This window comes from Shigella sp. FC1567 (assembly GCF_001743015.1).
Taxonomy (GTDB): Bacteria; Pseudomonadota; Gammaproteobacteria; order Enterobacterales; family Enterobacteriaceae; genus Escherichia; species Escherichia coli.
The window spans coordinates 1-10,642 of the sequence record NZ_MIIV01000059.1 but is presented as its reverse complement, the minus strand read 5'-3'; the positions used below and the strand labels follow the sequence as shown (position 1 = coordinate 10,642).

Genomic DNA, 10,642 nt, shown 5'->3' with positions numbered 1-10,642 from the left:
CGTTGTAGCTTTTTCCTCAGCTTACGTATTTCGATTTGTTCTGGTGTTATCGGAGAGGCTTTTGGTGTTTTGCCCTGACGCTCATCACGCAGTTGTTTGACCCATCTTGTCATTGTGGAAAGGCCAACATCCATAGCTTTGGCGGCATCTGCCACCGTGTATTTCTGGTCAACAACCAGTTGAGCGGATTCGCGTTTAAACTCTGCGCTAAAATTTCTTTTTTTCATTGGAGCACCTGTGTTGTTCTGAGGTGAGCATATCACCTCTGTTCAGGTGGCCAAATTCAGTGTGCCACTTCACGAATGGCTGGAGCTGGAAGGCGCGAAAGATCTTGATGACGCACTCTCTCTGCTGACCATTCTTTACCACCACGTACCGTCGGTCACATCGATGCCGGTCTACCTAGGGCAACTGGATGCGTTGTTGCAACCGTATGTTAGAATTCTAACACAAGACGAGATCGATGTTCGAATAAAACGTTTCTGGCGTTACCTCGACGGAACCCTGCCAGACGCCTTTATGCACGCCAATATCGGCCCGTCTGATTCGCCCATTACCCGCGCGATCTTACGTGCAGACGCAGAGTTGAAGCAGGTTTCACCGAACCTGACCTTTATCTACGATCCTGAAATCCCCCCTGATGACCTGCTGCTGGAAGTGGCGAAGAACATCTGTGAATGTAGCAAACCGCACATCGCCAACGGTCCGGTGCATGATAAAATTTTCACAAAAGGGGGCTACGGGATTGTGAGCTGTTACAACTCACTGCCGCTGGCGGGTGGTGGCAGCACGCTGGTACGCCTTAACCTGAAAGCCATTGCCGAGCGCAGCGAATCGCTGGATGACTTCTTTACGCGCACTCTACCGCACTACTGCCAGCAGCAGATCGCCATCATCGATGCGCGGTGTGAATTCCTCTATCAACAATCACACTTCTTTGAGAATAGCTTCCTGGTGAAAGAAGGGCTGATTAACCCTGAACGTTTTGTGCCAATGTTTGGCATGTATGGGCTGGCGGAAGCGGTTAACTTGCTGTGTGAGAAAGAAGGGATTGCCGCGCGCTACGGTAAAGAAGCCGCCGCAAATGAAGTGGGTTATCGCATCAGCGCGCAACTGGCGGAGTTTGTCGCCAATACCCCCGTGAAATATGGCTGGCAAAAACGCGCCATGTTACACGCACAGTCGGGGATCAGTTCCGATATCGGCACCACGCCGGGCGCGCGTTTGCCGTATGGCGATGAGCCAGATCCGATCATCCATCTGCAAACTGTCGCCCCGCATCATGCTTATTATTATTCCGGCATCAGCGACATTCTGACGCTCGACGAAACCATCAAACGTAATCCGCAGGCGCTGGTACAGCTTTGCCTCGGTGCCTTTAAAGCCGGAATGCGTGAATTTACCGCCAATGTCAGCGGTAACGATCTGGTTCGCGTTACCGGTTATATGGTGCGTTTGTCGGATTTAGAAAAATATCGCGCCGAAGGTTCACGCACCAACACCACCTGGCTGGGCGAAGAAGCCACACGCAACACTCGTATTCTGGAACGCCAGCCGCGCGTGATAAGCCATGAACAGCAGATGCGCTTTAGTCAGTAAGATTATCCCCTTCTCCTGCGTTGACGGGCCAGGCAGTCGTCTGGCTCTGTTTCTGCAGGGCTGCAATCTGCGCTGCAAAAACTGTCACAATCCGTGGACGATGGGACGCTGCAATGATTGCGGAGAGTGCGTGCCACAGTGTCCGCATCAGGCGTTGCAGATTGTTGACGGCAAAGTGCTGTGGAACGCTGTGGTCTGCGAGCAGTGTGATACCTGCCTGAAGATGTGTCCGCAACATGCCACGCCAATGGCGCAATCCATGAGCGTGGACGAAGTGCTTAGCCATGTCCGCAAAGCGGTGCTGTTTATTGAAGGGATAACGGTAAGCGGCGGCGAAGCCACGACCCAACTGCCGTTTGTAGTGGCGCTGTTTACTGCTATCAAAAACGATCCGCAACTGCGCCACCTCACCTGCCTGGTGGACAGTAACGGCATGTTGAGCGAAACCGGCTGGGAAAAATTACTCCCGGTGTGTGACGGCGCAATGCTCGATCTCAAAGCGTGGGGGAGCGAATGTCATCAACACTTAACCGGACGCGATAATCAGCAGATTAAGCGCAGCATCTGTTTGCTTGCAGAGCGCGGCAAGCTGGCGGAACTGCGTTTGCTGGTAATTCCAGACCAGGTGGATTATTTGCATCACATCGATGAGCTGGCGACGTTTATCAAGAGACTTGGCGATGTTCCGGTTCGCCTGAATGCGTTTCATGCCCACGGCGTGTATGGCGAGGCGCAAAGCTGGGCGAGCGCCACGCCGGAAGACGTTGAGCCGTTGGCTGATGCGTTAAAGGTGCGCGGGGTGAGCCGGTTGATATTTCCGGCGCTCTATTTGTGACATGCCGGATACGGCCTACGGTTCGGCACAGACTTGTAGGCATGATAAGACGCGACAAGCGTCGCATCAGGCATTGTGCGCCAACTGCCGGATGCGGCGTGAACGCCTTATCCGGCCTACGGTTCGGCACAAACCTGTAGGCATGATAAGACGCGACAAGCGTCGCATCAGGCATTATGCGCCGACTGCCGGATACTGCCTACGAAGGGTAAACTACCCACTAACGCTAAACAACGCATACGTATTATTAAGCAACACTTCGGCAATCTCATCTTCTGGTTCCGGGCGCAACTCGCAAAGCACGTCAAACACCCGCACAGCCTGTTCCGGTCGGTTAGGCTGCCCCTGAAAGCCGTTGAGCGGCATATCCGGCGCGTCGGTTTCCAGCAACAACGATGCCAGCGGTAATTTTGCGATGACATCGCGGGTTTTACTGGCGCGTGGATAGGTGATAGTACCGCCTACGCCGATTTTGTAGCCCAGCTGTACAAACCGCTCGGCCTGTTGCAGGCTGCCGGAAAAACCGTGAACCACGCCAGTGCGCGATAAATCGTGGCGTTTAAGATGCATCGCCAGTTTGTCGTGTGTGCGCCGTGAATGCAGGATCAGCGGCAGATCGTAGCGTTTCGCCAGTTTCAGCTGTTCGTCGAGTAACCACTGCTGCCTCTCAAGTTGCGGATCGTCGCCGAAGAGATCCAGACCGACCTCCCCCACTGCCACCACCTTCGCCGGACGCCTTTCCAGCGCCTGCTGTAGCTGCTCAAGAGACACATCGCTATGTTTTTCCAACATACCTGGATGCAAGCCCAATGCGGCATACAGCGGTTGATATTTTTCCGCTAACGCCTGCACACGGGCAAAATTTTCCGCCTCTGTCGCCGGAACAATGATCTTGCCTACGCCCGCTTGTGCCGCGCGTTGCAGGCTGGCCTCTTCATCGCCACTAAACGGCAGGAAATCAAAATGGCAGTGGGTGTCGATAAAACGGCAAATCAAGCCAGATCCTCATTGTTAAATGTCGGGTCGTTCGCCTGCGGAGCGTCAATCACTTCGGCAACCAGCGTATCGTTGGCGACTGGCGCAGGCGGAATAACGATCGATTCCGGCGTCACCACTGGCACCAGATGGCGGGTAAGCGGCGCTTTTTCAGTTAATAGCTTGCCAACCGTGGCGAGGAAATAACAACCGCATAAACGCCCAAGTTTATAGTCTTCACGCAGCGCCGGAATCCGACTGCCAAGCGCGATACTATGTAATGGCTTCGGCGGATAAATTTCGAATATCCGCAGCTTGCCCGGTGGTTTCTCAATAAATTGCTGAATGTCACGATAGCTGGTTTCATGATGCTGCACCAGATTGACCAGCGGCTGCAGGCTACTGTCACCCAGCCAGCGTTCCATGCGTTTGAACCACTGCGGCGTGTAGTACATTTGTGACGGCACAGTGCGAATGACGACCAACGTTTTAGCGCCCTGCCTTGCCGCCTCTTTAACCGGAATCGCATCACTGATCCCGCCATCCAGGTAGTTAATGCCTTCCAGCGACACTCCGCTACGATAAAAGCCAGGTATCGCACTGGAGGCGCGAATCACATCCAGCCAGTTTTGTTTGGTTGGTAAAAAGTAATTAGGCGCGTAGTCATCCTGACGACAGGCGCACATATAAAACGATTTGCCGCTGTCAAACAACCGCGCGGCGGTATCCATTTGCAACGGCATCTGGCTTGCGGTGGCCTCCACCAGCCAGTCGAGATCGATAAGATTTCCTCCACGGACAAAGCGCAATGGATCGAAAAATTCGCGTTTTGTGGTATAGCGCATGATGACTTTACGCGCGTAACCGGGCTGATTGCAGATAAACGCCGAGAGGTTCTGCGCCCCGGCAGATGTGCCGAGATAAAGATCGAAAGGATTAAACTGCGCGCGCATAAACTCATCCAGCACGCCAGCCGTGAAAATTCCACGCTGTCCGCCGCCTTCGCACACCAGAGCTATTCGTCCAGGCTGGAACGGCCTTAGCGACAACGGCGCAATATTACCAAGCGTTACAGGTATTCGCTGCCCCACCTCTGCCTTCCTGTTTTTGTTGTGAAAGAATGACAAAGTAACGCAATTTATTATTCGCTAAAACCGCAAAAGCCAGTCCGCTGGACTGGCTTTGGATAAAATTTTCTTAATGGTCTGAAATCTAGGGTCGTTTTCGGCCCATGAACAAACTCACCAGGAACAGAATAATCCCGACGACAAAGACAATTTTAGCTGCGCCTGCAGCGGTACCGGCCAAACCACCAAACCCAAGTGCGGCGGCGATTAACGCGATAACCAGAAATATGATGCCCCAACGAAACATAAGCGTCTCCTTTACCATAGTTAATGTCACCGCTTGATATGAGCGTGAAAATCACTCAATGCGATATTTTTAGTGTGGTGCACATCGCGCCTCCCGACAAAGTTCGGGAGGACGAATTACGACGAATTACTTAGTTTTCAGATCATTTTTAACGCTTTTCACACCATCTACCGCTTTGGCGATACTTTCAGCACGGTCACTTTGTGCCTGAGAATCTACGGTACCGGAGAGCTGAACCACGCCGTCGGTGGTTTCAACTTTCACATGACGGGAAGGGACGATATCGTCCGCCAGCAGTTTGGCTTTGATTTCACTGGTGGTGGCGGTGTCACCCGCGTAGCCCTTCACCGAGCCTTCTTTAGCGTCGCGAACGTGCAGTTTGTCGCTGACAGAGGTCACCCCTTCAACGCCTTTCGCCACTTTCACTGCCTCTTCGGCCTGAGCCTAGCTTTCAACGAAACCGCTCAGGGTCACGACTTTTTGCTCGGTTTTGACAGAGATATCGGTGCTCTTGATGTTGTCATGATCCACCAGCGCCGCCTTCACTTTCGCGGTGATGGCGCTGTCATCCATGAAATTACCGACTTTATTCATAGAGCTATCGACTTTTTGCCCTGCGCTTTCATTGGTAGTCTGTGCGTTGTTTTCCGCGTAGGCAGAGCCGGTCGCGACGGCAGAGGTCAACATTACAGCCAGCAGAGTTTTCGAAATCTTCAGTCTTGTCATAGTCATCGATTTATTCCTGTATGTTTGCTCGTAATTTGAGCCTGGCAACACGAGGTTGCATTGCTGAATAGGGAGAGACTTCACCCTCTACAGAAGTCAATGGCCGCCATCACAAAAGCGATGGGTGATGAATAACGACCATTACAGCCTCTGAATCAGTTATTAATATCGGTAGAATGACAATCGACGGCTTTAGATACTGATATCTACGCATTGAACGGTATTTAACGCCGTCAGAAATGTCATTACTTTGTTAAATATAGATCACAATTTTGAAACCGCTCGTGATATCAGCGAAAACATAAGCAAAAGTGAATGTTTTAAGAACATTCCGTAAGCGGCTAATAAGGAAGGGAAATTGACAGGGCGCAGCGGCTACCGCGCCCTGGAGGCAAGAATTAATGCTCGCGGGTCTGGTGGAACTGAACGTCGGGATAACGTTCCTGCGCCAGGCGCAGGTTGACCATGCTGGTAGCGATGTAAGCGAGGTTATCGCCGCCATCAAGCGCCAGTTGGCTTTCGTTCTTACGCTTGAACTCTTCGAATTTCTTCGCGTCCGCACATTCTACCCAGCGGGCAGTGGCAACGTTGACTGATTCATATACTGCTTCAACGTTGTATTCGCTCTTCAGGCGCGATACCACCACATCAAACTGCAGCACACCAACAGCACCAACGATCAAATCGTTGTTGGAGATCGGACGGAACACCTGCACCGCGCCCTCTTCGGAAAGCTGTACCAGCCCTTTGAGCAGCTGTTTTTGCTTCAGCGGATCTTTCAGGCGGATACGACGGAACAGTTCTGGTGCGAAGTTCGGAATACCGGTGAACTTCATCATCTCACCCTGGGTAAAGGTGTCGCCGATCTGAATAGTGCCGTGGTTGTGCAGGCCGAGGATATCGCCCGGATACGCTTCTTCAACGTGCGAACGGTCGCCCGCCATAAAGGTCAGCGCGTCGGAGATAACCACATCTTTCGCAGTACGCACCTGGCGCAGCTTCATGCCTTTTTCATATTTACCGGATACTACGCGCATAAACGCCACGCGGTCGCGATGTTTCGGGTCCATATTGGCCTGAATTTTAAATACGAAGCCGGTAAATTTGTCTTCGCTCGCCTCTACGGTACGGGTATCAGTCTGACGCGGCATCGGCGCAGGGGCCCACTCCACCAGGCCATCCAGCATATGATCAACGCCGAAGTTACCCAGCGCAGTACCGAAGAATACCGGAGTGATTTCGCCCGCAAGGAACAGTTCTTTGTCGAACTCGTTAGACGCGCCTTTCACCAGTTCCAGTTCGTCACGTAGCTGCTGTGCCAGATCTTCACCAACCGCAGCGTCGAGATCCGGGTTATTCAGCCCTTTAACAATACGGACTTCCTGAATCGTGTGGCCTTTACCGCTCTGATAAAGATAGGTTTCGTCTTTATAAAGGTGGTAAACGCCTTTAAACAGCTTGCCGCAGCCAATCGGCCAGGTGATCGGTGCGCAGCCAATTTTCAGCTCGTTCTCAACTTCATCGAGCAGTTCCATCGGGTCGCGGATATCACGGTCAAGTTTGTTCATAAAGGTGAGGATCGGCGTGTCGCGCAGACGGGTAACTTCCATCAGCTTACGGGTACGATCTTCAACACCTTTTGCAGCGTCGATAACCATCAGGCAGCAGTCCACCGCTGTCAGGGTACGATAGGTATCTTCCGAGAAGTCTTCGTGCCCCGGGGTGTCTAGCAGGTTAACCAGGCAATCGTGATACGGAAACTGCATCACAGACGTAGTAATGGAGATCCCACGCTGCTTTTCCATCTCCATCCAGTCCGACTTAGCGTGCTGGTTGGAACCACGGCCTTTTACTGTACCAGCGGTCTGAATGGCCTGTCCGAACAGCAGCACCTTCTCGGTGATGGTAGTTTTACCGGCGTCCGGGTGAGAAATAATGGCAAAAGTGCGGCGCTTCGCCACCTCTTGCAAATAAGGAGACAACGTCATAATTCTTTCTTCTTGAGTAAGCGGCATCGCGCCGCGCTTGTTGAAAACGAAAAATTGCGGCTATTTTACCCATCAACGGGGGGGAGGCAATCAGTGTTTACACAGGAGCTGCTCCAGTTCGTGCAACGATGAAACGGTCCAGGTGGGCGCGATGCCTTCTGGTTGCTCGAGATGGTGCGCATTCAGCCAGCAAGTCGCAAGCCCGGCGTTGATGCCACCGAGAATATCGGACTCGGCAGTGTCGCCAACCATCAGCACGCGTGAACGGTCAGGATTGCCCGCCAGTTCCAGCGCATAATCGAAAATTTTCTTATTCGGTTTGGCAATGCCAACTTCTTCGGAAATCACCAGCAAATCAAAGTAATCACGCAGGCCCGTCCGTTCCAGACGCACTTGCTGCAAGGCGCTAAAACCGTTGGTGATGATGCCGATTTTAGCGTTGCCACGAATGGCGTTAAGCAGAGAAACCGCGCCCGGCAGCGGCGTGCAGATTTCCGCCATCGCATTAATAAAGGCATCGTTAAGCAAGCCTGCTTCAACTTTCAGCCGTTCGGCCCAGCTCTCGAAACGCCCGTGCTGAAGCTGTAATGAAGTGATCGCGCCGTTTTGATAATCCACCCACAGTGGCTTGTTAACGGCCTGATAGTCCTGAAAATCTTCAGCGGTAAAGGTGACGCTGTAATCAAGAAACATCCGCTGCAGGCCGGTGAATGAGTCAAAGGTAAACAGCGTTTCATCGGCATCAAAGAAAATCCAGTCCCACTTCATTATTCCACCTTGTCTTACATACTGATTGGCAACGCCATGATGATGGCGTCTTCGCGACCGTCCGTGGTGGGGTAGTAATTGCGGCGAATCGTCGCCTCGTTAAAGCCTAAACTTTCGTACAGGGCAATGGCGGCAGCGTTTGAAGCACGGACTTCCAGCCATAGTGTCGCCACGCCGCGTTTTTCCAGTTCGTCGATCAGATGTTTCAGCAGCACCCTTCCCAATCCCTGACGCTGATAGTCAGGATCGACCACAATATTGAACAATGTAGCTTCATCCAGCACCACTTGCGTAATAGCAAACGCCGCCATTTTGCCGTTTTGCGTTAACTGAAAGTTGAGATAACGCTCGCCCTGGTTGCTGGCAAAGTTTTTTTCACTCCACGGAAAGGCGTGGGCGCGTTGTTCAATGTGGTAAGCCGCTGGTAAATCAGTCGTTTCGAGGGAAGAAATCGTGTTCATATGTGCAAATCTGTTGCCATAACGCGGCGCGTGCCGTTGGGTTTGCCCGTAATTCGGTGAGCGCCGGTGATGCCACCTGAGCGCCTTCCAGTGATAGCGGTTCGTCAGTACCCAACCGCCAGCTGTTGCAGCGACTGCCTTGCGGCAGCATCGCGATTTTTTCTGGCGTCAGTTGCAGCACTTGATCGGGGCTGACGGTTAATGCGCGCAGAACATCGCTCACTAAAGGATCGGTCAGGGCGGGAAGATCGTTTGCCACCATCACCAGACGGACGTGTGCCGGGATCGCAATGGCAATCTCCCCCTGCAACGCGCCAGGGCGACGCAGCGACCACTGGGTAATGCCCAGTTGCTGTAACTGCCAGTCTCGTCGGGATGTCATAGCGAATCGCTCCTGTTGTCAGGGGCGCAAATATAGCAAATTCGTCGATACCGCGCCAACATATGGCTATAATCGCCGCCAGTATCAATTGAGGAGCATTCCATGTCTGCATTTACCCCGGCAAGTGAAGTCTTGCTGCGTCACAGTGATGATTTCGAACAAAGCCGTATTCTGTTTGCCGGAGACTTACAGGATGACCTGCCCGCGCGTTTAGATACCGCGGCCAGCCGTGCTCATACCCAGCAATTCCACCACTGGCAGGTATTAAGCCGCCAGATGGGGGATAACGCCCGTTTCAGTCTGGTCGCCACGGTGGATGACGTCGCAGATTGCGATACGCTGATTTACTACTGGCCGAAGAACAAACCGGAAGCCCAGTTCCAGTTGATGAATTTACTTTCTCTGCTGCCAGTGGGGACAGATATTTTTGTCGTTGGCGAGAACCGCAGCGGCGTGCGCAGCGCCGAGCAGATGCTGGCAGATTATGCGCCGTTGAATAAAGTCGACAGCGCTCGTCGCTGTGGCCTCTATTTTGGTCGTCTGGAAAAACAGCCGGTATTTGATGCCGATAAATTCTGGGGCGAATACAGCGTCGATGGCCTGACGGTCAAAACGCTGCCTGGCGTGTTTAGCCGCGACGGTCTGGATGTCGGTAGCCAGTTGCTGCTCTCGACGTTAACTCCGCACACGAAAGGTAAAGTGCTGGATGTCGGCTGTGGCGCGGGGGTGCTTTCAGTTGCCTTTGCGCGCCATTCGCCGAAAATTCGTCTCACCTTGTGCGATGTCTCTGCGCCAGCGGTAGAAGCCAGCCGCGCAACACTTGCGGCCAACTGTGTTGAAGGTGAAGTCTTTGCCAGCAACGTCTTTTCCGAGGTGAAAGGTCGTTTTGATATGATCATCTCCAACCCGCCGTTCCACGATGGGATGCAAACCAGCCTGGATGCGGCGCAAACGCTGATTCGCGGCGCGGTGCGTCATCTTAATAGTGGCGGCGAGCTGCGAATTGTAGCGAACGCCTTCCTGCCTTATCCGGACGTGCTGGATGAAACATTTGGCTTCCATGAAGTGATTGCGCAAACCGGGCGTTTCAAGGTATATCGCGCCATTATGACCCGCCAGGCGAAAAAAGGTTAAGTATCCCGCCGCAAGCCTTGCCGGATGCGGCGTAAACGCCTTATCCGACCTACAAAACCTGCACGTTAGCCCTTCGTAGGCCAGATAAGACGCGCCAGCGTCGCATCTGGCATCTGCCCCCGCATGCCTACCAAACCTGCACGCTAGTTTCCTGATGGACATTTTTCCAGCAATTACACCTCCGGCGATAATTAACTATTGACGAAAAGCTGAAAACCACTAGAATGCGCCTCCGTGGTAGCAATTCTTTTTAAGAATTGATGGTATGCGAAGGTGGCGGAATTGGTAGACGCGCTAGCTTCAGGTGTTAGTGTCCTTACGGACGTGGGGGTTCAAGTCCCCCCCCTCGCACCAAAAACCACGTTGATATTGCTCGCACTGGGCGAAGGTGGCGGAATTG

Annotated in this window: 10 protein-coding genes, 1 tRNA gene and 2 pseudogenes; 4 read left to right on the top strand and 9 right to left on the bottom strand. The window is 52.9% G+C overall.

Annotated features, from left to right (window positions below; all coding sequences use genetic code 11):
• Nucleotides 1-227: IS3 family transposase (locus BHE85_RS04995; RefSeq protein WP_057951205.1), on the bottom strand; the 227-nt coding region annotated here is incomplete at its 3' end.
• Between the two features lie 70 nt (nucleotides 228-297).
• Here BHE85_RS04995 and BHE85_RS04990 point away from each other — a divergent pair.
• Both BHE85_RS04990 and BHE85_RS04985 read left to right on the top strand, forming a co-directional pair.
• Nucleotides 298-1,599 (top strand): annotated as a pseudogene (locus BHE85_RS04990) (YjjI family glycine radical enzyme); the annotation flags it as partial.
• Nucleotides 1,571-2,434 (top strand): YjjW family glycine radical enzyme activase, encoded by an 864-nt coding sequence (locus BHE85_RS04985; protein ID WP_001088379.1) that lies wholly within the window; start codon nucleotides 1,571-1,573, stop codon nucleotides 2,432-2,434. The pseudogene BHE85_RS04990 and the gene BHE85_RS04985, both read left to right, overlap by 29 nt.
• Nucleotides 2,435-2,647: 213 nt before the next feature.
• Here BHE85_RS04985 and BHE85_RS04980 read toward each other — a convergent pair whose 3' ends face one another.
• From BHE85_RS04980 to holD, 8 genes and pseudogenes are all read right to left on the bottom strand, one after another.
• A complete protein-coding gene (locus tag BHE85_RS04980) occupies nucleotides 2,648-3,430 on the bottom strand; it encodes a metal-dependent hydrolase (RefSeq protein ID WP_039064360.1) in 783 nt (260 codons plus the stop codon).
• A complete protein-coding gene (locus BHE85_RS04975) occupies nucleotides 3,427-4,500 on the bottom strand; it encodes a patatin-like phospholipase family protein (protein WP_004986793.1) in 1,074 nt (357 codons plus the stop codon). Before BHE85_RS04975 ends, BHE85_RS04980 begins: the two co-directional genes overlap by 4 nt.
• Before the next feature lie 121 nt (nucleotides 4,501-4,621).
• Nucleotides 4,622-4,783 (bottom strand): DUF1328 domain-containing protein, encoded by a 162-nt coding sequence (locus BHE85_RS04970; protein ID WP_000490275.1) that lies wholly within the window; start codon nucleotides 4,781-4,783, stop codon nucleotides 4,622-4,624.
• A 126-nt stretch (nucleotides 4,784-4,909) separates the two neighbouring features.
• Nucleotides 4,910-5,515: pseudogene (gene osmY, locus BHE85_RS04965) on the bottom strand (molecular chaperone OsmY).
• A gap of 392 nt (nucleotides 5,516-5,907) precedes the next feature.
• Entirely contained in the window at nucleotides 5,908-7,497 is a 1,590-nt protein-coding gene (prfC, locus tag BHE85_RS04960; RefSeq protein ID WP_000175943.1) for a peptide chain release factor 3, read from the bottom strand.
• A 90-nt stretch (nucleotides 7,498-7,587) separates the two neighbouring features.
• On the bottom strand, nucleotides 7,588-8,265 hold the full coding sequence (gene yjjG / locus BHE85_RS04955; RefSeq protein WP_000870694.1) for a pyrimidine 5'-nucleotidase: 678 nt from the start codon (nucleotides 8,263-8,265) through the stop codon (nucleotides 7,588-7,590).
• Between the two features lie 14 nt (nucleotides 8,266-8,279).
• Nucleotides 8,280-8,726, bottom strand: a complete 447-nt coding sequence (rimI, locus tag BHE85_RS04950) for a ribosomal protein S18-alanine N-acetyltransferase (protein WP_001092455.1) — start codon at nucleotides 8,724-8,726, stop codon at nucleotides 8,280-8,282.
• A complete protein-coding gene (gene holD, locus BHE85_RS04945; protein ID WP_000204018.1) occupies nucleotides 8,695-9,108 on the bottom strand; it encodes a DNA polymerase III subunit psi in 414 nt (137 codons plus the stop codon). Before holD ends, rimI begins: the two co-directional genes overlap by 32 nt.
• A gap of 102 nt (nucleotides 9,109-9,210) precedes the next feature.
• Between holD and rsmC the strand changes: the two genes are divergently transcribed.
• Both rsmC and BHE85_RS04935 read left to right on the top strand, forming a co-directional pair.
• On the top strand, nucleotides 9,211-10,242 hold the full coding sequence (gene rsmC, locus BHE85_RS04940; RefSeq protein WP_001272342.1) for a 16S rRNA (guanine(1207)-N(2))-methyltransferase RsmC: 1,032 nt from the start codon (nucleotides 9,211-9,213) through the stop codon (nucleotides 10,240-10,242).
• Nucleotides 10,243-10,509: 267 nt separating this feature from the next.
• Nucleotides 10,510-10,596, top strand: a tRNA-Leu gene (locus BHE85_RS04935).
• Nucleotides 10,597-10,642: the final 46 nt, after the last annotated feature.